We start from the raw sequence: 25,037 nt of genomic DNA, 5'->3' as shown, positions 1-25,037 counted from the left end.
CCCATGCCTGCCGTGAAGATGTACACCACCCAGGTCTGCCCGTACTGCCAGCGCGCCAAGGTGCTGCTCATGCAGCGCGGCGTCGCGCAGATCGAGGAGATCCGCGTCGATCTGCACCCGGCCGAGCGCGAGACGATGATCCGGCTGACCGGTCGGCGCACGGTGCCGCAGATCTTCATCGGCAGCACCCACGTCGGCGGCTGCGACGACCTCGTCGCGCTGGACCAGCGCGGCGGGCTCGAGCCTCTGCTCGCCGGTTCGGCCCGCTGACCGCCGTCGCCGCAGGCCGGTCGAGCGCCGCGGCGATAATCCCGGGCTCGCCGCCATCCCGGCGGCCGCACCCACCACAGAGATTCCCATGGCCGACGACAACCAGACCCCGGTGTTCCAGATCCAGCGCATGTACCTGAAGGACCTGTCGCTGGAGCAGCCCAACTCGCCGCAGATCCTGCTCGAACAGGCGCAGCCGGCGGTCGACATCCAGCTGGGCCTGGGCGCCGAGGCGATTGCCGATGGCGTGTACGAGGTCGCCGTCACCGCGACGGTGACCACCAAGGTCAACGACAAGGTGCTCTTCCTCGTCGAGGCGAAGCAGGCCGGCATCTTCGAGATCCGCAACATCCCGAACGATCAGCTCGACCAGATCATCGGCATCGCCTGCCCCGGCATCGTCTACCCCTACCTGCGCGCCATCGTCTCCGACGTCTGCACGCGAGCGGGCTTCCCGCCGGTGCTGCTGTCCGAGGTGAATTTCCAGGCGATGTACGAGGCGCAGCGCGCCCAGGCCGCCCAGGGCAACGGCTCGGGCATCATCACCAGCGTCAACTGACGGGGCCTGCGCCGCACCCATGAACCTGACGGTGCTGGGCGCGGGAGCCTGGGGCACGGCCATCGCCGTGAGTGCCTGCACCCGCCAGGACACGCTGCTGTGGGCGCGTGACGCCGAGCAGGCCGCGGCCATGCGGCGCGAGCGCTGCAACCGCCGCTACCTTCCCGACGCGCCGCTTCCCGCCGAACTGCGCGTCGGCGACGATTTCGATGCCGCCGTGGCGCATGCGCGCGGCGGGCTGATCGTGGTGGCCACGCCGATGTCGGGCCTCGAGGGCATGCTGCGCCGGTTGCCGGCCGGGGCGCCAGGCGTGCTGTGGCTGTGCAAGGGCTTCCAGGAAGGCAGCGGCAGGCTCGGCCACGAGATTGCGCGCGACGTCGCGCCCGCGCTGCGCTGCGGTGTGCTGTCCGGCCCGAGCTTCGCGATCGAGGTGGCGCGCGGCCAGCCCACCGCGCTGGTGGCGGCGAGCAGCGACGCCGCGCTGACCGAGCAGGCCGTCGAGGCCTTCCACAGCGACAGCCTGCGCGTCTACACCTCCACCGACCCGATCGGCGTGGAGGTCGGCGGCGCGGTGAAGAACGTGATGGCCATTGCCACCGGCATCGCCGACGGCATGCAACTCGGCCTGAACGCGCGTGCCGCGCTGATCACGCGCGGCCTGGCCGAGATGACGCGGCTGGGCGTGGCGCTCGGCGCTCGCTCCGAGACCTTCATGGGACTGTCCGGCCTCGGTGACCTCGTGCTCACCACCACCGGCGACCTGTCGCGCAACCGCCAGGTCGGCCTGCGGCTCGCGCAGGGGTTGGCATTGCCGCAGATCCTCGCCGAACTCGGCCATGTCGCCGAGGGCGCGCTCAGCGCCGCGACGGTGCTGCAACGCGCGCATTCGCTGCAGGTCGCGATGCCGATCACCGAGGCGGTGGTCGGCGTGCTCGAGCGCCGCATCACACCGGCGCAGGCGCTGGGCCTGCTGATGGGCCGCGAGGCGCGTCCCGAACACTGAGGAGAGCAAGCCATGCAACGCCGCCTGCTGCTGCGCACGGCCGCCGCCTGTGCGGGCGCGATCGCGCTGCCGTCGTTGGCGCAGCCCTGGCCGTCGCGGCCGATCAGGCTGGTCGTGCCGTTCCCGCCGGGTAGCTCGCCGGACATCATCGGGCGGCTGATCGCCGAGCCGCTGGCCACCGCGCTCGGCCAGCCGGTGGTGGTGGACAACAAGCCCGGCGCCGGCGGCAACCTCGGCACCGGCCTCGTCGCCAAGGCCGAGCCCGACGGCCACACGCTGCTCTTCACCATCCAGGGGCCGCTGGTCACGGCGCCGCTGCTCAGCAAGTCGCTCGGCTACGACCCGGCGAAGGAGCTTGCACCGGTCACCCTCGTCGCCACCTCGCCGAACCTGCTCGTCGTCGACCCCCGGCTCGGCGTGGAGACGCTCGCCGACTTCGTGCGTGTTGCCAAGGCGCGCTCGGGCGAGCTGAATTACGGCAGCGTCGGCAACGGCAGCGCGTCCCACTTGGCGATGGAGCTCTTCAAGAGCCGCGCCGGCGTCGACCTGGTGCACGTCCCGTATCAGGGCTTCCCGCAGGTGGTCAACGCCATCCTGGCTGGGCAGGTCCACGCTGGCTTCATGGTGCCGGGCATCGCGATGGGCCAAGTGCGCGCCGGCAGGTTGCGCGGCCTGGCGGTCACCACGCTGGGCCGCTCGGCGGCGCTGCCCGAGTTCCCGACGCTGGCCGAGCAGGGCTACCCGGCCTTCGAGGCGATCTCCTGGCAGGCCGTACTCGCGCCGGCGAGGACGCCGGTGGCGATCGTCGAACGCGTGTCGCGCGAACTGGTTCGCATCATCCGCGGCGACGAGGTGCGCACCAAGATGCTGGGCCAGTACTTCAGCGCCGCGGGCACGGCGCCGGCGGCACTCGCCCACCTGATGGTCAGCGAGCGCACCCGCTGGGCCAAGGTGATCCAGGCGGCCGGCGTCAAGCCGGAGTAGGCGGCGACGCCGTCGACGGCATCGGTGTGCTGCCGGCATAGCCACACTGCCGCCAGGCCTCGAACACCGCCACTGACACCGCGTTGCTGAGGTTGAGGCTGCGCTGGCCGGCACGCATCGGCAGCCGCAGCCGCTGCGCCGGCGCGAAGCGCTCGCGCAATGCGGGGGGCAGGCCGGCGCTCTCCGAGCCGAACACGAGCCAGTCGCCGGCCTGCCACGCCACCTCCGCGAACGACCGCGTGCCGCGCGTGGTGAAGGCGAAGCAGCGCCGTGGCGACGGCGCGCAGTCGCGCTCGAAGTCGGGCCACGACGCATGGCGCCGCACGCTGGCGTATTCGTGGTAATCGAGCCCGGCGCGCACGAGCAACTTGTCATCCATCGAGAAGCCGAGCGGCTCGATCAAGTGCAGCGTGCAGCCGGTGTTGGCAGCGAGCCGGATCACGTTGCCGGTGTTCGGCGGAATCTCAGGGTGGACGAGCACGATGTTAAACATGGCGCGCGATTGTCGTGCAACCGCCAGCGCGTGCTCACGGGTCGGCGGGGTGCGGCGTGCGCGCCAGCACCCACAGGTGCACGCGCGCGGCGCCGGCGGCGAGCAGTGTGCGCGCCATCTCCGCGGCGGTGGCGCCGGTGGTCAGCACGTCGTCGACGAGCGCCACATGCCGTCCCTCGACTTGCGCGAGGCGCAGCGGTTCCACGGCGTAGGCGCCGCGCACATTGGCGAAGCGGAGGTCGAGCGGCAGGTCGGCCTGGTGCGGCGTGTCGCGGATACGCAGCAGCAGCCGCGCGTCGGCGCGCGGTCCGAGGCGGCGCGCGATCTCCCACGCCTGGTTGAAGCCGCGCTCGCGCAGGCGGGCCTCGCTCAGGGGGGCGGGCAGCAGCAGGTCGGGCGTCGGCTCATCGCGCACGGCCTCGCGCAGCAGCCCGGCGAGCAGCGCCGCGAGCTCGGGGCGTTCGTGGAATTTGTAGTGGCGGATCAGCGCGTCCCACGGCGGTGCATAGTCGAGCGCTGCGACGCTGCGCTCGAACGGCGGGGGCTCGCGCAGGCAGGCGCCGCAGACCGGCTGGCCTGGGGGGAGCGCGATCGCGCAGCGCGTGCAGCGTGACCTGCGGACGGCGAACGCCAAGCGACATGTCGCGCACAGCGCCCCGCGTCCCCAGGCGCGGCAGATGCTGCATTGCCCGGGCAGGGTGGCAAGCGACGGGGCGAGCGACACCGGCTCAATATACTGCCCGCCCATGAGTGCAACGCCCGCCCCCGACCCTTCCGCGCGCGGGCTGGACCCGGTGGCGATCGCCGCCGTGCTGCGGCGCCTGGCGCGCGCCAGCGGGCCGCCCTGGCTGCACTGCGAGGTCGCGCGCCGCATGGCCGAGCGCCTGGCGATCGTGCGCATGAAGCCGGCCCAGGTGATCGACTGGTGGAGCTGGCTCGGCGGCGGTGCAGGATTGCTCGAGCGGGCCTACCCCGATGCGCGCCGCATCGTCGTCGAGCCGACGGCGGAGTTGCGCGCGCGCAGCGAGGCGGCGTCGACGCGGCCGTGGTGGTCTGCCAGGCGCTGGACGGCGGCCGCGCCGCTCGTGCTCAGAGACACCGATCCCCTGCCCGAGGGCTCGCAACTCGTGTGGGCGAACATGATGCTGCACGCAGTGGTCGATCCGCCGGCGCTGTTCGCACGCTGGCAGCGTGCGCTCGCGGTGGACGGCTTCGTGATGTTCTCCTGCCTCGGGCCGGGCACGCTGCGAGAGCTGCGTTCGCTCTACCAGGGCCTGGGCTGGCCCGCGCCGACGCCGAACTTCATCGACATGCATGACCTCGGTGACATGCTCGTGCACGCCGGCTTTGCCGACCCGGTGATGGACCAGGAGGTGATCACACTGCAGTGGCCGAATGCGCAGGCCCTGCTCGACGAACTGCGTGCGCTCGGTGGCAATGCCGCGCCGCTGCGCATGAGCGGCTGCCGCACGCCGCGCTGGCGGCAGCGGCTGCTGCATCAGCTCGAGTCGCTGGCCGGTGCCGACGGACGTCCGTCGCTGAGCTTCGAGGTGGCCTATGGCCATGCCTTCCGCGCGGCGCCACGCGCCAAGGTGGCGGAGGTGACGAATGTTCAGCTCGACGACATGCGCGCCATGGTCCGTGGCAAAAACGCAAAGCCGGTGCGCTAAACTCTTGCAGTTGATCAAAGCACGGTCGATACGGCTGTGCTTCTGGCGGCAGGGTTAGGCAGTACGTGAGAAGGCATGGCGATCGACTCATCCCTTGTGCCGCAGGCGACAGAAACCGGGCGACTGCAGTTCGGCCGGGCCAGCCAGGCAGCGGTGGGTGGGGGTTCGGTGCAGTGGGATCTTCGGCGCAACTGTTCGTTGACGCCGAGGCAGATGTTGGGGTTTTACCTGGGGCTGAGCAGTGTCTCGCTCGCCATTGCCGGAATATTCTGGTGGCTGGGCGCGAGACTGGTCATGCCCTTCGCCTGGCTGGAGGTTCTGGCGGTCGGCGTGGCGCTGCTGGTGCATGCGCGGCACGCGACGGATCGCGAGAGCATCCGGCTGCAGGGTGGCATGCTCACGGTGGAGCGGGCCTGCGGTCCGCACACCGAGCGGTGCGAGTTCTGCACCGCGTGGGTGAGGGTGTCGCCCGCGGGGGACGACGGCTCGTTGATCGAGCTGTCGGAGCGGGGAAAGAAGGTGGTCGTGGGGCGCTTCGTGCGCCCCGAACTGCGCGGACAACTCGCCGACGAGATGCGGTGGGTGCTGACGCAGCATGGAGCGGTGCAGGGCCTCGTGCCCGGCGCGGCCTGGGCGGGATCTTGAAACTGACGCGATAACGATGAAGACGATCAAATCACTCCGGGCAACGCTGGCGCGCATCGCCGTCACGGCGGGCGCAACGCTGGCCACGCAGGCCGCGCTGGCCGTCAACAGCCTGCCGGGCGGGCCGGCGGTCAACCAGCTCGACCTGCACCCGCCGGTCACCAAGATCGCCGCCGAGCAGCAGTGGCTGCACTACTTCATGCTGGTGATCTGCACGATCATCTTCATCGGCGTGTTCGGCGTGATGTTCTATTCGATCATCAAGCACCGTCGCAGCCGGGGCGCGAAGGCCGCCAACTTTCACGAGAGCACCACTGTCGAGATCGTCTGGACCATCGTGCCGCTGGTCATCGTCGTGCTGATGGCGCTGCCGGCCACCAAGGTGGTCGTGGCGATGAAGGACACCAGTTCCGCCGACCTGACCATCAAGGCCACAGGTTACCAGTGGAAGTGGGGCTACGACTACCTGAAGGGCGAGGGCGAGGGCATCGGTTTCCTCTCCACGCTCGACGTGACGCACCGCGAGATGTCCAACAGCGGCAAGCCGCCCGCGACCGACAACTACCTGCTGAAGGTCGACAACCCGCTGGTCGTGCCGGTGGACAAGAAGGTCCGCATCATCACCACTGCCAACGACGTGATCCACGCCTTCATGGTGCCGGCCTTTGGCATCAAGCAGGACGCGATCCCGGGCTTCGTGCGCGACACTTGGTTCCGCGCCGAGAAGACGGGTGACTTCTATGGTCAGTGCGCCGAGCTGTGCGGCAAGGAGCACGCCTACATGCCGATCCACGTGAAGGTGCTTTCGCAGGCCGACTACGCCGCCTGGGTCGAAGGCAAGAAGAAGGAGATGGCCGCCGCCGCCGACGACCCGGCCAAGGTCTGGAAGCTCGAGGAACTGCTCGCGCGCGGTGAGAAGGTCTACGCGGCGAACTGCGCGGCGTGCCACCAGGCGAGCGGCAAGGGTGCCGGCCCGATCAAGCCGGTCGACGGCTCGCCGGTGGTGCTCGATGCCGACAAGAGCAAGCAGATCGCTGTGCTGCTCAACGGCCAGAACAACGGCGCGATGCCGGCCTGGAAACAGCTGTCGGACACCGAGATCGCCGCGGTGATCACCTACACGAAGAACAGCTGGTCGAACAAGACCGGCCAGCTGGTGCAGCCGGCCGACGTGCTCGCCGCCCGCAAGTAAGCATTCGTCGCATTCCAAGGAAACGTCATGAGCGCAGTTCTCGACCACCACGGCGACCACGCCCACGATCACGACCACCACGCGCCGACCGGCTGGCGCCGCTGGCTGTACGCGACGAACCACAAGGACATCGGCACGATGTACCTGCTGTTCTCGTTCACCATGCTGATGGTCGGTGGCGTGCTCGCGCTGCTGATCCGCGCCGAGCTGTTCCAGCCCGGCCTGCAGGTCGTCAACCCGCAGCTGTTCAACCAGCTGACCACCATGCACGGCCTGATCATGGTGTTCGGCGCGATCATGCCGGCATTCGTCGGCTTCGCGAACTGGATGATCCCGCTGCAGATCGGCGCGGCGGACATGGCCTTCGCGCGCATGAACAACCTGAGCTTCTGGCTGCTGATCCCGGCCGGCCTGATGCTCGTCGGCTCGTTCTTCATGCCGGGCGGCGCCCCGGCGGCGGGCTGGACGCTGTACGCGCCGCTCACGCTGCAGATGGGCCCGAGCATGGACGCCGGCATCTTCGCGATGCACATCATGGGCGCCAGCTCGATCATGGGCTCGATCAACATCATCGTGACGATCCTGAACATGCGCGCCCCGCGCATGACGCTGATGAAGATGCCGCTGTTCTGCTGGACCTGGCTGATCACCGCCTACCTGCTGATCGCGGTGATGCCGGTGCTGGCCGGCGCGATCACGATGACGCTGACCGACCGCCACTTCGGCACGCATTTCTTCAACCCGGCCGGCGGCGGCGACCCGGTGATGTACCAGCACATCTTCTGGTTCTTCGGTCACCCCGAGGTCTACATCATGATCCTGCCGGCGTTCGGCATCATCAGCGCGATCATCCCGGCCTTCGCCCGCAAGCCGCTGTTCGGCTACACGTCGATGGTGTATGCCACTGCGTCGATCGCCATCCTGTCGTTCATCGTGTGGGCGCACCACATGTTCACCACGGGCATGCCGGTGACGGGCCAACTGTTCTTCATGTACGCCACCATGCTGATCGCGGTGCCCACCGGCGTGAAGGTTTTCAACTGGGTGGCGACGATGTGGCGCGGCTCCATGACCTTCGAGACGCCGATGCTGTGGGCCGTCGGCTTCATCTTCGTGTTCACGATGGGCGGCTTCACCGGCCTGATCTGCGCGATGGCGCCGATCGACATCCAGATCCAGGACACCTACTACGTGGTGGCGCACTTCCATTACGTGCTGGTGGCCGGCTCGCTGTTCGCGCTGTTCGCCGGGGTGTACTACTGGGGTCCGAAGTGGACCGGCGTGATGTACTCCGAGACGCGCGGCAAGATCCACTTCTGGGGCTCGCTGGTGTTCTTCAACATCACCTTCTTCCCGATGCACTTCCTCGGCCTGGCCGGCATGCCGCGCCGCTATGCCGACTATCCGATGCAGTTCGCCGACTTCAACGCCATCGCCTCGGTGGGTGCGTTCGGTTTTGGCCTGATGCAGGTGTACTTCTTCTTCTTCGTCGTCCTGCCGATGATGCGCGGCCAGGGCGAGAAGGCGCCGCAGAAGCCCTGGGACGGCGCCGAGGGCCTGGAATGGGAAGTGCCGTCGCCGGCACCGTTCCACACCTTCGAAACCCCGCCGCTGCTGAACCCGCAGGCGACCAAGGTGCTCGGCTGAGATGGCTGCCATGACGCGAGAGCAGAGGAAGAACAACGTCCGCCTGGGTCTGATCCTGGCCTCGGTGGCGCTGGTGTTGTTCCTCGGCTTCATGGCCAAGAGCGCGCTGTTCGGCATCTGATTCCGGCATGGCGAACGTTCCCGGCCAGCAAGACCCGACCCTGCGCGGCGACAACCTGCGCATGGTCGGCAAGCTCGTGGTCGTGGCCGCGCTGATGTTCGGCTTCGGCTACGCGCTGGTGCCGATGTACCGCGCGATCTGCTCGGCGCTGGGCATCAACGTGCTGTCGGTGGCCGAACGCAAGGTGCCGGGCAACGCCCCATCGAGCCGCAATACGCAGGTCGACACGAGCCGCGTCGTCACGGTGGAGTTCGACGCCAACGTGCGCGGGCCGTGGGAGTTCAAGCCGGCGCAGCGCTCGGTCGACGTGCATCCGGGCGAGATGACCACCGTGATGTACGAGTTCCGGAACGTGCAGAACCGCACCATGGCTGCACAGGCCATCCCGAGCTATGCACCGCGCCAGGCGATGGCGCACTTCAACAAGCTGGAGTGCTTCTGCTTCAACGAGTACGTGCTGCGGCCGGGCGAGAGCAAGCAGTGGCCGGTCGTCTTCATCATCGACCCCAAGCTGCCGAAGGACGTGCGCACGATCACGCTGTCGTACACCTTCTTCGAGGTGGGCGGCAAGACGCCCGCGGCACCGGAGGCCTCGCTCAAGACGGAGGAGTCGCGTTCATGAGCGGCGGCCTGAAGGAGGCGGTACAGCGCAAGGGCTCGTTCCTGCAGACGATGCGAGCGGTGGCCTGGTCGTTCTTCGGCGTGCGCAAGTCTCGCGACTACGAGCAGGACGTGTCTCAGCTCAATCCGGTGCATGTGATCATTGCCGGCGTGGTCGGCGCCGTGGTCTTCATCGGCACGCTGGCATTGCTCGTCAACTGGATCATCGCCAGCGGAGTGGCGAAGTAGAGATTCGAAAAGGACCCTGAGGAGAAACCATGTCGGCAGCGACACACCACGGGCAGACGCCCTATTACTTCGTCCCGGCGCCCTCGCGCTTCCCGGTTCTCACCGCCACCGGCCTGTTCTTCGTCATCTTCGGCGCCGGTCAGTGGGTCAACGGCCACGGCTGGGGCGCGTGGGTCACGCTGTTCGGCCTGCTCATGTGGGCCTTCATCATGCAGGGCTGGTTCCGCCAGGCGATCAGCGAGAGCGAGGGGGGGCTGTACAGCGACCGCATCGACGTGTCCTTCCGCTGGAGCATGAGCTGGTTCATCTTCTCGGAGGTGATGTTCTTCGGCGCGTTCTTCGGTGCGCTGTACTGGACACGCCTGCACGCGCTGCCGAATCTCGGCAGCATCGAGAACGCGCTGCTGTGGCCCGACTTCAAGGCGGTGTGGCCGAGTTCGGCCCCCGGCGCCACCGGTTCGCCGGCCGGCATCGTCGAGCCCTTCACGACCATCGGCCCGTGGCCGCTGCCGACGATCAACACGCTGCTGCTGCTGAGCTCGGGCGTGACGCTGACCGTCGCTCACCACGCACTGATCGCGGACAAGCGCGGCAAGACGATCTTCTGGATGTGGATCACCGTGCTGCTCGGCGCCACCTTCTTGGTCGTGCAGGGCTACGAGTACATGCACGCCTACCGCGACTTGAACCTCAAGCTCAGCTCCGGCGCGTTCGGCTCGACCTTCTTCATGCTGACCGGCTTCCACGGCTTCCACGTGTTTGTCGGCATGCTGATGCTTCTGTTCATCACCATCCGCCTGATGAAGGGCCACTTCACGCCTCAGCGCCACTTCGGCTTCGAGGGCGCGGCTTGGTACTGGCACTTCGTCGACGTGGTCTGGCTGGGTCTGTACGTGGTGGTGTACTGGGCCTGACGATCAACCCGGTGCTCCGCGAAGAACGCCGCGCAAGCGGCGTTTTTCATTGCCAGGCGGGCGAGGACCTCAGCGCGAGACCGGCAGTCCCTTGGGTTCGATCCAGCCCATCCACCAGGCGAGCATGATGAAGGCGAACAGCAGCACCGAGATCGCGACGCGCGTCGCCAGCGCGCGCATCATGTTGCCGCTCTTGGGCTTGCCGTCGCGGCCATCGCGCATCATGAACACGCCGGCCGAGGCAAGCGCGCCCAGGATGCCGACGAAGGCCAGGGCCATGAGGATCTTCATGCGAAGCGATTATCCCCGCGTCGGTCGAGCGAGTCGCGGCGCATGACACCGCGCCTGCGTGCTGCCGTCGTGCTCGTCGCGGCACTCGTTGCTGCGGCGCTGACCGCGCGCCTGGGCGTGTGGCAGCTCTCGCGCGCCGCCGAGAAGGAGCGCGCCCAGGCGTCGCTCGAAGCGCGCGGCGCGGCGCCACCGGTGGAGCAGGCGGAACTTGCGGTCACCGCGTCGGCGGCGGCAGATCAGCACCATCGCCGCGTCAACTTGCAGGGACGCTGGGTCGGCGGACGCACGGTATTCCTCGACAACCGGCCGATGAACGGCCGGCCGGGCTTCTACGTCGTCACGCCGCTGCTGCTCGGTGACGGAGGCGACGCCGTGCTGGTGCAGCGCGGCTGGGTGCCACGCGATGCGGCCGATCGCACGCGCGTGCCGGAGGTCGTCTCGCCCGACGGCACGGTCGTGGTCGAAGGCCGCATCGCCCCGCCGCCGTCACGGCTGTACGAACTCGGTGCCGAAGGCCAGGGGCCGATCCGGCAGAATCTCGATCTCGACGGCTTCGCGCGCGAAACCGGTCTGGCGTTGCGGCCGCTTTCGGTGCAACAGTCCGCGCGCGCTGGCGCACCGCCCGACGGCATGCTGCGCGAATGGCCGGCGCCGGCGCTCGACGTACACAAGCACTACGGTTACGCCTTCCAATGGTTCGCGCTGGCGGCCTTGATCACGGGTCTATATGTCTGGTTCCAACTCGTCCGTCCCCGGCTCCGACGCTCCGCGTGACGCCGCCTCGCCGCTGAGCTTCACCGTCCATTCGATGCCCACGCCGGGCGTCGACGATGTCGGCCGCCGCACGGCCCGCGGCCGGTTGAAGATGCTGCTCATCCTGCTGGTGTGTGCGGCGCCGGTGGTCGCCTCCTACCTCAGCTACTTTGTCATCCGCCCCGAAGGCCGCAGCAACTACGGCGAGCTGGTCGACCCGCAGCGCCCGCTGCCGGACGCGCTGCCGCTGACCGACCTGCAAGGCCGTGCCGTCGAGGCGAAGTCGCTGCGCGGCCAGTGGTTGCTCGTCGTCGTCGCCGGCGGCGCGTGCGACGCGGCCTGCGAGAAGCGTCTTTGGCTGCAGCGCCAGCTGCGCGAGACGCTGGGCCGCGAGAAGGAGCGGCTCGACAAGGTCTGGCTGATCCCCGACGCGCAGCCGGTGCGCGCAGAGACGCTGCAGGCCGTCAACGCAGTTGCGCCGACCACCGTGCTGCGCGTGCCGCGCGAGGCGCTGGCGCAATGGCTGCACCCGGCGGCGGAGCGCGCGCTCGAGGATCACCTCTATCTCGTCGATCCGATGGGCAACTGGATGATGCGTGCGCCCGGCGATCCCGAGCCCGCCAGGCTGAAGCGCGACCTGGAGAAGTTGTTGCGCGCCTCGTCCTGGTGGGACACCGCGGGCCGACCCTGAGCGCCGAGACGGCCCGGTCACGATGGACGCTCAACCGCTGTACGACCTGACGCCGATCCTGCGCCTCGCGCTGCTCGGCGGGGTGATCGCGCTCGGTCCGCTGTCCTGGGTGTGGCTGCGTCACCGCGGCGCGTCGCCGTCGGCGCGGTTGCGTGCGCTGACCCTGCTCACGCTGTTCCTCACCTTCGACCTGGTGGTTTTCGGTGCCTTCACGCGCTTGTCGGACTCCGGCCTGGGCTGTCCCGACTGGCCGGGCTGCTATGGCAGCGCCAGCCCGCTGGGCGCGCGCGAGGAGATCCACGCTGAGCAGAGCGTGCGGCCCAGCGGACCCGTGACGCACGGCAAGGCCTGGGTGGAGATGATCCACCGCTACCTGGCGATGGCCGTCGGCGTGCTGATCATCGTCTTGACGGTGGCCAGTTGGGTCGAAGTGCGCCGCGGCCGCGGCGCGGTCTCGCCATGGTGGGCCACAGCCACGCTGGTCTGGGTGTGCGCCCAGGGTGCCTTCGGCGCGCTGACGGTCACGCTCAAGCTCTACCCGGCCATCGTCACGTTGCACCTGCTCGGCGGCATCGGCCTGCTGGTGCTGCTTGCCATACAGAGCGAGCTGGCCGCGCCCAGGCCGATGGTGCTTGCGACGGGCGTGCGCCGCCTGCTGCATGTCGTGGTCGGCCTCGCCGTGCTGCAGGTGGCGCTCGGTGGCTGGGTCAGCACCAACTACGCGGTGCTGGCCTGCCAGGAGTTCCCGACCTGCCAGGGCTCGTGGTGGCCGCCGATGGACTTCCGCCACGGCTTCACGCTGCTGCGCGAACTCGGCGAGACGAAGCAGGGCGACTACCTGCCGTTCGAGGCATTGACGGCGATCCACTACACCCATCGCCTGATGGCCTACCTCGTCTTCGTCGCGATGCTGCTTCTTGCCTGGCGACTCCATCGCAGCGGCGGGGCCGCGCCGCGCCGCGCGGCGGCGGCGCTGGTCGCGCTGGCAGCCCTTCAATTGACATCCGGCCTGAGCAACGTGGTGCTGGACTGGCCGCTGCCGGCCGCGCTGGCCCACACGGCCGGCGCGGCGGCGCTGATCACGCTGCTCGCTCTTTGGGTGGTGCGCGCCGTCGCCGGAGGCGCCCCGGCCTGCGCCGGCTCACCGATCGCAGTGCATCCCCGCACCATGCTGTAGGCTTCTTTGCCCAAGACCATGTCCGACACCGTCGCCAGCCATCCCGCCGCCCCGGCATCCCTGCCGTCGCGCTGGCGCCAGTACTACGTGCTGACCAAGCCGCGCGTGGTGCAGTTGATCGTATTCTGCGCGGTGATCGGCATGCTGCTGGCCACGCCGGGCATGCCCGATTGGCGACCGGCACTGGCCGGCACGGCGGGCATCTGGCTGGTGGCCGCCGCCGCCGCGGCCTTCAATTGCCTGATCGAACAGCGCATCGATTCGCGCATGGCGCGCACCGCCTGGCGCCCCACCGCCCGTGGCGAGCTCACGCGCACGCAGACGCTGATCTTCTCGGCCCTGCTTTGCACCGCCGGCAGCGCGCTGCTGTACCTGTGGGCCAACCCGCTGACGATGTGGCTGACGCTGGCCACCTTCGTCGGCTACGCGGTGATCTACACCGTGGTGCTCAAGCCGCTCACGCCGCAGAACATCGTCATCGGCGGGGCCTCCGGCGCGATGCCGCCGGTGCTGGGCTGGGCGGCGATCCGCGGGGAGGTCGGCCCCGAGGCGCTGATCCTCTGCCTGATCATCTTCCTGTGGACCCCGCCGCACTTCTGGGCACTGGCCCTTTACCGCGCCGAGGACTACCGCCGCTCCGGCCTGCCGATGCTGCCGGTGACGCACGGCGCCGAGTTCACCCGGCTGCATGTCTTCCTGTACACGCTGGTGCTGTTTGCCGCCACCCTGCTGCCCTTCGTGTCGGGCATGAGCGGCTGGTTCTACCTCGTGTCGGCCGTCGTGCTCGGCGCGATGTTCATCGGCTATGCATGGAGGCTCTGGCGTGTCTACTCCGACCAGCTGGCGCGCAAGACCTTCCGTTTCTCGATCCTGCACCTCTCGCTGCTGTTCGCGGCGCTGCTGGTCGATCACTACCTGGGATTGCTGCCGTGATGCCGAATCGCCGACTCTGCCTGCTTGCCCTGGCCGCGCTGCTCGCCGCGTGTGACAGACCGGGCGCGGGGGGCGCGTCGACCTCGTTCCGCGCCGTCGATATCACCGGCGCCGAGTACGCGCGCAATCTGTCGCTGCAGGACCCGGACGGCAAGACGCGCACGCTGGCCGACTTCAGGGGCAAGGTGACGGTGGTCTTCTTCGGCTATACCCAGTGCCCCGACGTCTGCCCGACCACGATGGCCGAACTGGCGCAAGTGAAGAAGTCGCTCGGTGCCGACGGCGAGCGCGTGCAGGGCGTGTTCGTCACGGTGGACCCCGAGCGCGACACGCCCGAACTGCTGAAGGCCTACATGGGCAGCTTCGACCCAAGCTTCGTGGCGCTGCGCGGCACGCCCGAGCAGACCGCGGCCACCGCCAAGGAATTCAAGGTCTTCTACGCCAAGGTGCCGGGCAAGGCCGAAGGCAGCTACACGTTGGACCACACGGCCGGGTCGTACGTGTTCGACGCTTCGGGCAGGGTACGCTTGTTCGTGCGCTACGGCAGTGGCGCGGAGGCGTTGGGCGCAGACCTCAAGGCGTTGCTGGCCGCCGGCTGATGCGCCGTGAAGACGGCCCCGCGGGGGGGGCCGTTCGGCGTGCCGCGGAGGAACCCGCCGGGCGTCAAGCAACCTCGGCGAGCGCCTTGCGCATCTTCTTCATGGCCGCGACCTCGATTTGGCGGATGCGCTCGGCGCTCACGCCGTACTCCGCCGCCAGTTCGTGCAGCGTCATGCCGCCACTGCTGTCGTCGTTGACCCTCAGCCAGCGCTCCTCGACGATGCGGCGGCTGCGCGCGTCCAGCGCGTCCAGCGCCTGGGCGATGCCGTCGCCAGCCAGCCAGTCGCGGTGGCGCATGTCCAGCACGCGGGTCGGCTCCTGCGACTCGTCGGCCAGGTAGGCGATCGGCGCGAAGCTTTCCTCTCCGTCGTCGGCCTGCGGCTCCAGTGCCACGTCGCCGCCGGACAGGCGTGTCTCCATCTCGAGCACTTCCTCGCGCTTCACGTTCAACGTGCGGGCGACGGTGTCGACCTCACCCTGCGTCAGCGTGCTGCGATGGGTGTCGAGATCGGCGGCCTCGTCCTTGAGGTTCTGCTTCATCGAGCGCAGGTTGAAAAACAGCTTGCGCTGCGCCTTGGTCGTGGCGACCTTGACCATGCGCCAGTTCTTCAGGATGTACTCGTGGATCTCGGCCTTGATCCAGTGCATCGCGTAGCTGACCAGGCGCACACCCTGATCGGGATCGAAGCGCTTGACTGCCTTCATCAGGCCGACGTTGCCCTCCTGAATCAGGTCGCCGTGGGGCAGGCCGTAACCGAGGTACTGGCGCGAGATCGACACCACCAGCCGCAGGTGCGACAGCACCAGCTGGCCAGCGGCCTGCAGGTCGCCGCTGGCGCGCAGCCGGCGGGCTGCAGAGACCTCCTCCTCCTGCGTCAGCAGGGGCAGGCGGTTCACGGCGCTGATGTACGCATCCAGGTTGCCCAGCGAGGGCACCAGGGCCCACGGGTCGCGAACGGTCACGGTGGTGGTCGGGTTCATGCTCATGGAAGTTTCAGACACGCCGTCACTCCTTTCGTTCCGCACATATTAGCACTCGACGATGGAGAGTGCTGACGGAGCATGACTTGACAATGTGAGCGTTAACTCACATCAAATCACCGACTCCTCGGCGTTGCTCGGCCCGGCGCCTGTGCCAGACTCCCGCGCCAGGAGGAGCGCAATGAAGCTGGGCTGCATCGCCGACGATTTCACCGGAGCCACCGACCTCGCCAACAACCTGGTGCGCGCCGGCATGCGCACCGTGCAGACCATCGGCATCCCGGCCGGCGCGGCGCCGGCCGACGCCGAGGCGGTGGTGGTGGCGCTGAAGTCGCGCACCATCGCCCCCGCCGAAGCGGTGGCGCAGTCGCTCGCGGCGCTGCGCTGGTTGCGTGAGAACGGTGCCCGGCAGATCTACTTCAAGGTCTGCTCGACCTTCGACTCCACCGATCGCGGCAACATCGGCCCGGTCACCGAGGCGCTGATGGACGCGCTGGGCTGCAGCTTCACCATCGCCTGCCCGGCCTTCCCGGCCAACGGGCGAACCGTCTACAAGGGCTATCTGTTCACCGGCGACGTCTTGCTGAGCGAAGGCAGCATGCGCGCCCATCCGCTCACGCCGATGACCGACCCGAGCCTGGTGCGCGTGATGCAGCGCCAGTGCCGCCGCCGCGTCGGGCTGATCGAGCAGGCGGTGGTGCGGCGTGGCAGCGAGGCGATCGCCGCACGCATGCAGGCGTTGCAGGCGGAGGGGATCGGCATCGCCATCGTCGACGCGCTCGACGACGACGACCTGCATGCGATGGGCCGCGCCTTCGCGACACTGCCGCTGCTTACCGCCGGATCGGGCGTGGCGATCGGCCTGCCGGCGAACTTCGGCATCGCGCCGAGCGCCGGCGCGGCAGCGTTGCCAGCGCCGCAGGGCGCGCGCGCCGTCGTCTCGGGCAGTTGCTCGGCGGCGTCTAACGCGCAGGTGGCGGCCTTTCTCGCGCGCCATGCAGGCCGCGGCTTCGCCATCGACCCTTTGCGCATCGCCGCCGGGCAGGACGTCGCGACCGAGGCGCTGGACTGGGCGCTGCCGCGACTGGGCGCGGAGCCGCTGCTCGTGCATGCGACCGCCGCGCCCGACGCGGTGAAGGCGAGCCAGGCCGCGCTCGGTGTCGAACGGGCCGGCGCGCTGGTCGAGGAGACGCTCGCGCGCGTTGCGGAGGGCCTCGTGCGGCGCGGCGTTGCCCAGTTGGTGGTCGCCGGCGGCGAGACCTCGGGCGCCTGCGTGCAGGCGCTCGGCGTGCGTTCGTTGCGCATCGGCGCGCAGATCGACCCTGGCGTGCCCTGGTGCCATGCAGACACGGGGGACGGCAAGCCGGTTCATCTTGCGCTGAAGTCCGGAAACTTCGGCGGCACCGACTTCTTCGACAAGGCCTTCGAGGTGCTGCGGTGAGCGACGAAGCGTTCCTGCGGGAGGAGGTCTGCCGGGTCGGCGCGAGCCTGTTCGCGCGCGGCTACGCGCATGCCACCGCCGGCAACATCAGCGTGAAGCTGGACGACGGCTTCCTGATCACGCCCACCGACGCCTGTCTCGGCGCGCTCGATCCGGCGCGGCTGGCGCGCCTGGACGCCGAGGGCCGGCAGCGCAGCGGCGACCGCGCGAGCAAGACACTCGCGCTGCACCGGCGCATCTATGCCGCCGACGACGCCGCGCGCTGCGTCATCCACACGCACTCGACGCATCTGGTGGCACTGACGCTGCAGGGCGTGTGGCGGCCGGACGACATCGTGCCGCCGATCACTCCTTACTTCGTGATGAAGGTGGGGCACGTGCCGCTGATCCCCTACCACCGTCCGGGCGCGCCGGAGGCGGCCGAACTCGTCGCGCAGCGCATCGCCGAGGCGCGTGCCGCGGGCGCGCCGCTGCGCGCGCTGATGCTCGATCGCCTCGGCCCGAACGTCTGGCACGAGACGCCTGCGGCGGCGATGGCCACGCTGGAGGAACTGGAGGAGACCGCGAAGCTGTGGCTGCTGTCGCAGCGCCGCGTCGAGCCGCTCGGCGAGGAGCGTCTGGAGGAACTGCGTCAGGCCTTCGGCGCGCGCTGGTAGCGCACGGCCGACGCTGCGCTTCAGCCGAATCGCGTCTGCGTGCTTTCGAGCACGTCGTCGACGACGGCCAGCAATTCGGCCACGCTCACGGGCTTGGTCAGGTAGAGGCGGGCGCCGCCGGCCATCGCGGCCTCGATCTGTTGCCGGGTCGCGTCGGCCGAGACCACGACCACCGGGATGTCCGCGGACTCCCGGTCCGTCTTCAGGCGCCGCAGCAGTTCCTGGCCGGACATGTCCGGCAGCTGCATGTCGAGCAGCAGCAGGTCGGGCAAGCGCGCACGGATCGCACGCAGCGCGCTCTCGCCGTTCATCGACACGTCCATCTGCACCTGCGGCCGCTGCGCGAGGATGCCACGCATCACTTCGACGTTGGTCTCGTTGTCCTCCACGTAGTGGACGATGCGTCGGTGGTACTCGGCGCTGGAGGTGACCAGCGGATCCAGGTTGGATGGCACGGTGTCGGCCTCGACGGCGCGCGGCAGGGCGAGGATGAACGACGATCCTTCGCCGGCCAGGCTGCGCGCACGCAGCGAACCGCCCATCAGCTCGGCCAGGCGCTGGCTGATGACCAGTCCGATGCCGGTGCCCTCCTGCGAGGTGCGCTCGCGGCCGAGCCGGTTGAAGGGCTGGAACAGATCGGCGAGCTGCTCAGGCGTCATGCCCAGTCCGGTGTCGGTGACGGCGATCTCCACCATGTCGTGCGGTCGCAGCCGGCTGGTGACGTGCACGCGGCCGCCATCGGCGTTGTACTTGACCGCGTTGCTCAGCAGGTTCACGAGGATCTGCTTGACGCGCGTGGCGTCGCCGAGCAGCACCGCCGTGCCGTCGGTGAGGTCGGTGGACACCGTCAGATGGCGGCGCTTCGCCTCGGTGTCGACCATTGCGAGGCTGGCGGCGAGCAGCTCGGACAGTTGCACCGGCTCGATCTGCAGCTTCAGGTTCCCCGACTCGATGCGCGACAGGTCGAGCACGTCGTTGATCATCTCCAGCAGATGCCAACCGGCCTGCTGGATCTGCGCCACCCAGGGCCGCTGGTCGGGCGAGAGCGGCTGGCGACGGTCGAGCTCGAGCAACTGCGCGAAGCCGAGCATCGCGTTCAGCGGTGTGCGCAGCTCATGGCTCATGCGCGAGAGGAACTCGCTCTTCGCGCGATTGGCGGCTTCGGCGCGCTCGCGCGCCGTCTCGGCCTCCTGCAGGCGCAAGTGCTCGGTGATGTCCTCGACCACGCCGACGATGCGTCGCGCCTGGCCGTACTCGTCGCGAAGCAGCGTCACCGTGGCCTGCACCCACAGCGTGCGACCGTCTCGGGTGACGTAGCGCTTCTGGCGGCGGTACATCGGCAGATCGCCCCGCACCAGCCGGCCCGACAGATCCATATCCTGCGCCACGTCGTCCGGATGGGTGTACTGCGCCGAGGTCATCGCCTGCAGCTCTTCTTCGGTGTAGCCGGTGAGTTCGCAGAAGCGCGGATTGGCTTGCTTCACGTGGCCGTGCAGGTCGGTGTAGAGGATGCCGATCGGCGCGGTGTTGAGGATGTTGCGGAAGCGCTGCTCGCTGTCGCGCAGCGCTGCCTGAGCACGCTCGCGCTCGTGCACTTCGGCCTGCAGCGCGGCGGTGCGCTCGCGCACGGCGGTCTCGATGCGCCGCGAGCGGCCGGTGACGACGAGCAGCAATGCGCCCAGCATCGCGGCGCCGAGCAGGCCGACCAGCGAGAACAGCCAGGCGTTGACGCCGCGGCCCTCGGGCACGTCCATGGGGTGCGCCGTGGCGCGCAACTCCCAGCGCCGCCCCGCATAGCTCAGCTCGCGCGTGTGCACCAGTTCCGCGGAGGGTTCGCCCTCGCAACCGTCCGCGCCGGCGATGCGGCGCATCGCGGCCGTGGCATCGCCGTCGAACAGGCAGAGATCGAGGTAGCGAGGCACATCGTCCGACAGTTCGGCCAGCAGCGGCACCGGCCGCAGCGTCACGAACACCACACCGCGCAGCAGGCCGCCTCGCGATGCGTCGCTTTCGTCGAGGTGGATGGTGCGGTAGATGACCACGCCGTTGCGGTCCTGGCCGACGGAGATCTGCGTCAGCGCGAAGACGGCACTCGCCACCGGCTTGCCCTGCTGGCGGCTGAGTTCGACCGCTCTGCGCGCGGCCGGTACCGAGAGCAGATTCAGTCCCAGCGCGCTGGCGTTGGCGTTCTGCGGCTCGATGTAACGCATCGCGATCACCGGCTCGCGCGGAGTCGGCGTGGCGTCCGGGCGCTCGAAGACGCGGAACTGTGCCAGTCCCTCCGCACGCACGCGAGCCTCGAACTCAGGCACCGCACTGCGCTCCATCGCTTCGTACCAGCCCATCGCGGTGATGCCGCCGCCGGCCAGCCAGGCGGTGCTGGCGCGCCGCATCTCGTCACGGCTGACCTCGTCGGACGCGATGAAGACGCCGCGCAGCGCCTCCAGGGCCATCAGCGGTTCGCGCAGCCTCGCCTCCAGCACGGTGGTGGCATGGTCGGCGTCGCGGGCAAAGGCGTTGCGCAGGCGTTCCTCGTCCCAGCGGGCCACCTGCGCGATGCCCACCGCCATCATCAGCGTGACGAGCGCGAGCGTGAGACCGACGATCATTCGCCGCGCCGCCCAGTCGCCCCGCGGGCGGCCGATCAGCGTGAGCACGATCGGCGTGGCGATCAGCGCGCCGAACGAGTCGCCGGCCCACCAGGTGGCCCAGGTGACCAGGGCCGCAGACATGGGGACGGCACCGCTGGCCACCAGCACGAGGGTGGCCACGCTGGCGGCCAGCAGGCAAGCCGCAAAGCCACCCAGGCCGAACAGCACGGCCACGTCGCGTGGTTCGTCGATCGCTTCGGGATGGCGTGCAAAACGCTGCATCAGCCAAGCGCCCAGCCAGGCCTGCGCGCCCGAGCCGAGCGCAATCAGCGCGGGCACGCCCAGCGCGGTGAGGTCGAGATTGCCGCGCAGCGCGCTGAGCGACAGATTGACGCAGAAGGCGCCCAGCACGACGCCGGGCACGGCGAGGCGCCCGTAGACCAGAACGGCGGCCAGCGCGATGCCGGCCGACGGATAGAGCGGTGACGCGTAGCTCGGCGGGATCGCGAGCTGCAGCGCCAGCAGCCCGGCGAGCAGGTAGGCCAGCGCCGTGCCGGCAATGACCCAGATCCACCGAGGCCGGGCCGGCCCGGGAAGGGCCTCCGGGGCAGGGGCGTGAAGGGGCGCGGACACGGCGACCGACTCAGGCAACCTCTCGTCCGGCGGCAGCCTGCCAGACCTCCGTCCAGTCCTGCGGGTCGAGCGTGACTCGCAACGCGTCGACTGCCTCGCGCAGCGATTCGATGCGGCGCGAGCCAGCCACCGGCACCGGCCGGCTCGGCAGGCGCATCAGCCAGGCGAAGGCGATGGTGGCGGCGCTCGTCCCGTGGCGCGCGCCGACAAGGGCGAGTGCGGCCTGCACGCGGCGTTCGGCCTCGCCGTGGCCGGCGAGCAGGGCGCCGCCAGCCAGCGGCGACCAGATCATCGGGCGGATGCGCATGCGCTGCAGCTGGTCCAGCGTGCCGTCGGTGAGCGGCTCGCGGCGCAGCGGGTGCAGCTCGACCTGGTTGGTGACGAGGGCGACGCGGCTGGACAGCAGCTCGAACTGCGCTGGCGTGAAGTTGGAGGCGCCGAAGTGCAGCACCTTGCCTGCATCGCGCAGCGACCCGAAGGCGCCGGCCACCTCGTCGGCGTCCAGCAGCGGGTCGGGGCGGTGGATGAGCAGGAGGTCGAGCCGGTCGGTACGCAACGCGCGCAGCGAGGCCTCCGCGCTGGCGACGATGTGCGCGGCCGAGGTGTCGTAGTGTTTCAGTCGGTGCGCCGGCCGCGCTGCGTCGACCAGCTTGATGCCGCACTTGCCCACCAACTGCAGTCGATCGCGCAGCGCCGGTGCCAGCGCCAGCGCCTCGCCGAACAGCGTCTCGACCTGGTAGCCGCCGTAGATGTCGGCGTGGTCGAAGCTGGTCACGCCGAGTTCGGCACATTGTTCGATCCAGCGCAGCCGCCGTTGCGCATCCCACTGCCAGTCGGCCATGCGCCATGCGCCGGCGACGACGGGCGAGAGAAGGGGGCCGTCGGCGGCCAGGGTGGTCAGGGGCAGAGGCATGGAGCGCGCATTATCCGGCGCGCCCCCGGGCTTCAATCGGCGAAACACCTCGTGATGTACTCGCCCGGCGCCGAACCGAGCGAAGTTCCACGCGGCAGCGGGGGCGGTGTGCGTCGGCGCGACGAATGGCGGGTCAGCCATTGCTGCCAGGCCGGCCACCACGAGCCGTCGTGCTCGCTGGCACCGCGTTCCCAGTCCTCCGGCGCGATCCAGGGGCCATGGGCGGCGCGCTTGCCCATGCGGTAGCTGCGGTTCGCGTGGCCAGGCTCGGCAACGATGCCGGCGTTGTGCCCGCCGCTGGCGAGCACGAAGCTGATCTCGGCAGGGCAGAGGTGGTGCAGCTTGTAGACCGAGCGCCAGGGCGAGACGTGGTCGCGCGTGGTGCCGACCATGAAGATCGGCAGATGCAGGTCGGCCAGCGACACCGACGTGCCCTCGCGCCCGCCGAGGCGGTAGCTGCCGGTGGCCAGCGCGTTGTGCAGGTACAGCGCGGTAAGGTACTCGTGGTGCATGCGTGCCGGCATGCGCGTGGTGTCGCTGTTCCAGGCCATCAGGTCGCTGGGCTGCTCGCGTTCGCCCATCAGGTACTCGCGCATGCGCCGCGTCCAAACCAGGTCACGCGAATGCAGGAACTGGAACGATCCGGCCATCGACTCGCCGGGGAAGTAGCCACGGCCGCGGTTCAGCTCCTGCAGATAGGCCACCTGGCTCTCGTCGATGAACAGGCCCAGTTCCCCGGGCTCGGAGAAGTCGGTCTGTGCGGCCAGCAGCGTCAGCGTGGCCAGCAGCGCCAGCCGGCCGCGGTCGCGCACGACGCCGGCGCGCGCCAGCGCCGCTGCGGCGATGGCCATCAGCGTGCCGCCCAGGCAGTAGCCCATGGCGTGCACCCTCGTGCGCGGCGGGTTGTGCGCGGCGATCGCCCTCAGCGCGTCGAACGGACCGAGGCGCAGGTAGTCGTCCATCGTCAGGTCGTGATCGCTGCCCTCGGGGTTCTTCCACGAGATCATGTAGACCACGTGCCCCTGCGAGACCAGGTAGCGCACCAGCGAGTTGTGCGGCGACAGGTCGAGGATGTAGTACTTCATGATCCAGGAAGGCACGATCAGCACCGGCTCGGCATGCACCGTCTTCGTCTGCGGCGTGTAGCGGATCAGCTCGACGAGGTCGTTGCGCATCACCACCTCGCCCGGCGTGACCGCGACGTCACGGCCGACCTTGAAGTGCGCCTCGCGCTGCGCCGCGGCACGCGCCGCGACCGGCGTCGTGATGTCCTCCAGCCAGTTGGCCAGCCCGCGCTGCAGCGGCACGCCGAATTGCTCGATGTTCGCCTTCAGGACGACCGGGTTGGTGGGCAGCCAGTTGGCCGGCGTCAGCAGGCCCAGCCACTGCCGCGCCATGAAATCGGTCAGCTCGGTGTGGTGGCGGGTCATGCCCGGAAACTGGGTGGCGGCGTGCCACCAGGTCTCGGCATTGCGGAAGCCGACGCGCATCATGTGGAAGGGCCACGCCTCCCAGTCGGGGTGGCGGAAGCGCGGGTCCTCGTCGGCTGCACCGGATGGCGCGCCGTTGCCCTGCAGGGTGGCCAGCGCGAGCTTCGAGGCCAACGCCGCCAGCTCCATCTGGCGGCCCGGCGACACGGCGAGGTGCAAGGCCCAGTCGGCCCAGGCCAGCGACAGCGACACCGGCGACAGGCCCCCCGTCAGCGGCGAGGCCGCCACGTGCAACTCGCGGTCCAGGCGTTCGGTGGGCGTTTCCTCGTGCGCCGCGTCGCGCTCGGGCTTGTGGTTCATGGGCTTGCCGTGCGGAGACGCCCGCAGGCGCCGATGGCGCCATTGTGCGTGCCGGGCGCCTCGCCGGCGTTGACGCAGAATAAGCCTGCGCCTGCGTTCAGACGTTGAACAGGAAGTTCATCACGTCGCCGTCCTTGACGAGGTACTCCTTGCCTTCCGCGCGCATCTTGCCGGCGTCCTTCGCCCCCTGTTCGCCCTTGAAGGCGACGAAGTCGTCGAAGGCGATGGTCTGCGCGCGGATGAAGCCGCGCTCGAAGTCGGTGTGGATCACGCCGGCCGCCTGCGGTGCGGTGTCGCCGGCGTGGATGGTCCAGGCGCGCACCTCCTTCACGCCGGCGGTGAAGTAGGTCTGCAGGCCGAGCAGCTTGAAGGCGGCGCGGATCAGCCGGTTCAGGCCCGGCTCGGTCTGGCCCATCTCCTGCAGGAACATCAGCCGGTCCTCGTCGGACATGTCGGCCAGCTCGGCCTCGGTCTTGGCGCAGATGGCCACCACCGGTGCCTTCTGCGCCTCGGCGTAGGCGCGCAGCTTGTCGAGCAGCGGGTTGTTCTCGAAGCCGTGCTCGTCGACGTTGCCGACGAACATCGCCGGCTTGGCGGTGATCAGGCACAGCGGCCTGAGCACCACCAGCTCTTCCTTGCTGAAATCGATGCTGCGCACCGGCTTCGCCTCGTTGAGCGCCGCCTGGCACTTGAGCAGCACGTCGACGAGGCGCTGCGCTTCCTTGTCGTTGCCCGCCTTGGCCACCTTGGTGTAGCGCGCCAGCGACTTGTCGACGGTGGCCAGGTCGGCCAGGCACAGCTCGGTCTGGATGACCTCGATGTCGGCGATCGGGTCCACCTTGCCGGCCACGTGGATGACGTTCTCGTCCTCGAAGCAGCGCACCACGTTGACGATCGCGTCGGTTTCGCGGATATGGGCGAGGAACTGGTTGCCCAGGCCTTCGCCCTTGCTCGCGCCGGCCACCAACCCGGCGATGTCAACGAACTCGACGATCGCCGGCACCACGCGCTCGGGCTTGACGATGGCCGCAAGCTGCTCGAGCCGAGGGTCGGGCAGCTCGACCACGCCGACGTTGGGCTCGATGGTGCAGAACGGGTAGTTCTCGGCGGCGATGCCGGCTTTGGTCAGGGCATTGAAAAGGGTGGACTTGCCGACGTTGGGCAGGCCCACGATGCCGCACTTGAGGCTCATGAGGGGGCTTTCGGAATACCGCGAGGAAGTCGCGGATTTTAGGCGGGC

27 protein-coding genes are annotated in these 25,037 nt (G+C 69.3%); 19 read left to right on the top strand and 8 right to left on the bottom strand.

What is annotated here, in order from left to right:
* The first annotated feature begins 3 nt into the window (after window positions 1-3).
* The 4 genes from grxC (at window position 4) to Q0599_RS17845 (ending at window position 2,816) form a co-directional block, all read left to right on the top strand.
* Complete coding sequence (gene grxC, locus Q0599_RS17860; protein ID WP_298832225.1) at window positions 4-270, top strand: glutaredoxin 3; 267 nt, start codon at window positions 4-6, stop codon at window positions 268-270.
* An 88-nt stretch (window positions 271-358) separates the two neighbouring features.
* A complete protein-coding gene (gene secB / locus Q0599_RS17855) occupies window positions 359-829 on the top strand; it encodes a protein-export chaperone SecB (protein WP_298832223.1) in 471 nt (156 codons plus the stop codon).
* Between the two features lie 19 nt (window positions 830-848).
* The gene (locus tag Q0599_RS17850; protein ID WP_298832216.1) at window positions 849-1,832 is read left to right on the top strand and encodes an NAD(P)H-dependent glycerol-3-phosphate dehydrogenase; all 984 of its coding nucleotides are present in this window, start codon (window positions 849-851) and stop codon (window positions 1,830-1,832) included.
* Window positions 1,833-1,844: 12 nt separating this feature from the next.
* Entirely contained in the window at window positions 1,845-2,816 is a 972-nt protein-coding gene (locus Q0599_RS17845; RefSeq protein ID WP_298832213.1) for a tripartite tricarboxylate transporter substrate binding protein, read from the top strand.
* Here Q0599_RS17845 and Q0599_RS17840 read toward each other — a convergent pair.
* Window positions 2,803-3,309, bottom strand: coding sequence for a tRNA (cytidine(34)-2'-O)-methyltransferase (locus Q0599_RS17840; protein ID WP_298832210.1), 507 nt, complete (start codon window positions 3,307-3,309; stop codon window positions 2,803-2,805). The two genes, Q0599_RS17845 and Q0599_RS17840, sit on opposite strands and share 14 nt — an antisense overlap.
* 34 nt (window positions 3,310-3,343) lie before the next feature.
* Window positions 3,344-3,943, bottom strand: coding sequence for a ComF family protein (locus Q0599_RS17835; RefSeq protein WP_298832207.1), 600 nt, complete (start codon window positions 3,941-3,943; stop codon window positions 3,344-3,346).
* Between the two features lie 112 nt (window positions 3,944-4,055).
* Between Q0599_RS17835 and Q0599_RS17830 the strand changes: the two genes are divergently transcribed.
* The 8 genes from Q0599_RS17830 to Q0599_RS17795 all read left to right on the top strand — a co-directional run bounded on the left by Q0599_RS17830 (window position 4,056) and on the right by Q0599_RS17795 (window position 10,347).
* Window positions 4,056-4,979, top strand: a complete 924-nt coding sequence (locus Q0599_RS17830) for a biotin synthase (protein WP_298832204.1) — start codon at window positions 4,056-4,058, stop codon at window positions 4,977-4,979.
* A 75-nt stretch (window positions 4,980-5,054) separates the two neighbouring features.
* Window positions 5,055-5,624 carry a DUF2244 domain-containing protein gene (locus tag Q0599_RS17825; protein WP_298832201.1) on the top strand — a complete coding sequence of 190 codons (570 nt, stop codon included), beginning with the start codon at window positions 5,055-5,057 and terminating at the stop codon, window positions 5,622-5,624.
* A gap of 25 nt (window positions 5,625-5,649) precedes the next feature.
* A complete protein-coding gene (gene coxB / locus Q0599_RS17820; protein WP_298832769.1) occupies window positions 5,650-6,816 on the top strand; it encodes a cytochrome c oxidase subunit II in 1,167 nt (388 codons plus the stop codon).
* Between the two features lie 27 nt (window positions 6,817-6,843).
* Window positions 6,844-8,463: a cytochrome c oxidase subunit I gene (gene ctaD, locus Q0599_RS17815; RefSeq protein ID WP_298832199.1), complete on the top strand. Its 1,620-nt coding sequence runs from the start codon at window positions 6,844-6,846 to the stop codon at window positions 8,461-8,463.
* A 10-nt stretch (window positions 8,464-8,473) separates the two neighbouring features.
* The gene (locus Q0599_RS17810; protein ID WP_298832196.1) at window positions 8,474-8,584 is read left to right on the top strand and encodes a cytochrome oxidase small assembly protein; all 111 of its coding nucleotides are present in this window, start codon (window positions 8,474-8,476) and stop codon (window positions 8,582-8,584) included.
* A 7-nt stretch (window positions 8,585-8,591) separates the two neighbouring features.
* A complete protein-coding gene (locus tag Q0599_RS17805; protein ID WP_298832193.1) occupies window positions 8,592-9,206 on the top strand; it encodes a cytochrome c oxidase assembly protein in 615 nt (204 codons plus the stop codon).
* Window positions 9,203-9,433, top strand: coding sequence for a DUF2970 domain-containing protein (locus Q0599_RS17800; RefSeq protein ID WP_298832190.1), 231 nt, complete (start codon window positions 9,203-9,205; stop codon window positions 9,431-9,433). Before Q0599_RS17805 ends, Q0599_RS17800 begins: the two co-directional genes overlap by 4 nt.
* A 29-nt stretch (window positions 9,434-9,462) precedes the next feature.
* The gene (locus Q0599_RS17795; protein ID WP_298832187.1) at window positions 9,463-10,347 is read left to right on the top strand and encodes a cytochrome c oxidase subunit 3; all 885 of its coding nucleotides are present in this window, start codon (window positions 9,463-9,465) and stop codon (window positions 10,345-10,347) included.
* A gap of 69 nt (window positions 10,348-10,416) precedes the next feature.
* Here Q0599_RS17795 and Q0599_RS17790 read toward each other — a convergent pair whose 3' ends face one another.
* Window positions 10,417-10,638, bottom strand: coding sequence for a twin transmembrane helix small protein (locus Q0599_RS17790; RefSeq protein ID WP_298832185.1), 222 nt, complete (start codon window positions 10,636-10,638; stop codon window positions 10,417-10,419).
* A gap of 42 nt (window positions 10,639-10,680) precedes the next feature.
* Between Q0599_RS17790 and Q0599_RS17785 the strand changes: the two genes are divergently transcribed.
* From Q0599_RS17785 to Q0599_RS17765, 5 genes are read left to right on the top strand one after another with little or no spacing between them, the layout of a single operon-like run.
* Complete coding sequence (locus Q0599_RS17785) at window positions 10,681-11,412, top strand: SURF1 family protein (RefSeq protein WP_298832182.1); 732 nt, start codon at window positions 10,681-10,683, stop codon at window positions 11,410-11,412.
* Between the two features lie 34 nt (window positions 11,413-11,446).
* The gene (locus tag Q0599_RS17780) at window positions 11,447-12,082 is read left to right on the top strand and encodes a hypothetical protein (RefSeq protein ID WP_298832180.1); all 636 of its coding nucleotides are present in this window, start codon (window positions 11,447-11,449) and stop codon (window positions 12,080-12,082) included.
* A 22-nt stretch (window positions 12,083-12,104) separates the two neighbouring features.
* A complete protein-coding gene (locus Q0599_RS17775; RefSeq protein WP_298832178.1) occupies window positions 12,105-13,259 on the top strand; it encodes a heme A synthase in 1,155 nt (384 codons plus the stop codon).
* Window positions 13,260-13,277: 18 nt separating this feature from the next.
* Entirely contained in the window at window positions 13,278-14,192 is a 915-nt protein-coding gene (gene cyoE, locus Q0599_RS17770) for a heme o synthase (protein ID WP_298832176.1), read from the top strand.
* A complete protein-coding gene (locus Q0599_RS17765; RefSeq protein ID WP_298832174.1) occupies window positions 14,192-14,791 on the top strand; it encodes an SCO family protein in 600 nt (199 codons plus the stop codon). Before cyoE ends, Q0599_RS17765 begins: the two co-directional genes overlap by 1 nt.
* 64 nt (window positions 14,792-14,855) lie before the next feature.
* Here the strand turns inward: Q0599_RS17765 and rpoH are convergent, their stop codons facing one another.
* Entirely contained in the window at window positions 14,856-15,773 is a 918-nt protein-coding gene (gene rpoH / locus Q0599_RS17760) for an RNA polymerase sigma factor RpoH (protein WP_298832766.1), read from the bottom strand.
* Between the two features lie 181 nt (window positions 15,774-15,954).
* On the opposite strand from rpoH, the gene otnK reads away from it, so the two are divergent.
* On the top strand, window positions 15,955-17,214 hold the full coding sequence (gene otnK / locus Q0599_RS17755; protein ID WP_298832172.1) for a 3-oxo-tetronate kinase: 1,260 nt from the start codon (window positions 15,955-15,957) through the stop codon (window positions 17,212-17,214).
* Window positions 17,211-17,870, top strand: coding sequence for an aldolase (locus tag Q0599_RS17750; RefSeq protein ID WP_298832170.1), 660 nt, complete (start codon window positions 17,211-17,213; stop codon window positions 17,868-17,870). Before otnK ends, Q0599_RS17750 begins: the two co-directional genes overlap by 4 nt.
* Before the next feature lie 20 nt (window positions 17,871-17,890).
* Here the strand turns inward: Q0599_RS17750 and Q0599_RS17745 are convergent, their stop codons facing one another.
* The 4 genes from Q0599_RS17745 to ychF form a co-directional block, all read right to left on the bottom strand.
* Window positions 17,891-21,094: a PAS domain S-box protein gene (locus Q0599_RS17745; RefSeq protein ID WP_298832168.1), complete on the bottom strand. Its 3,204-nt coding sequence runs from the start codon at window positions 21,092-21,094 to the stop codon at window positions 17,891-17,893.
* A gap of 10 nt (window positions 21,095-21,104) precedes the next feature.
* Window positions 21,105-22,007 (bottom strand): aldo/keto reductase family oxidoreductase, encoded by a 903-nt coding sequence (locus Q0599_RS17740; RefSeq protein WP_298832166.1) that lies wholly within the window; start codon window positions 22,005-22,007, stop codon window positions 21,105-21,107.
* A gap of 32 nt (window positions 22,008-22,039) precedes the next feature.
* The gene (locus Q0599_RS17735; RefSeq protein WP_298832164.1) at window positions 22,040-23,797 is read right to left on the bottom strand and encodes an alpha/beta fold hydrolase; all 1,758 of its coding nucleotides are present in this window, start codon (window positions 23,795-23,797) and stop codon (window positions 22,040-22,042) included.
* Window positions 23,798-23,894: 97 nt separating this feature from the next.
* Complete coding sequence (ychF, locus tag Q0599_RS17730) at window positions 23,895-24,989, bottom strand: redox-regulated ATPase YchF (protein WP_298832162.1); 1,095 nt, start codon at window positions 24,987-24,989, stop codon at window positions 23,895-23,897.
* Between the last annotated feature and the right edge of the window lie 48 nt (window positions 24,990-25,037).

It is taken from the genome of uncultured Piscinibacter sp. (assembly GCF_937952055.1).
Taxonomy (GTDB): domain Bacteria; phylum Pseudomonadota; class Gammaproteobacteria; order Burkholderiales; family Burkholderiaceae_C; genus Piscinibacter.
This window is presented reverse-complemented; position numbering and strand designations above follow the sequence as displayed.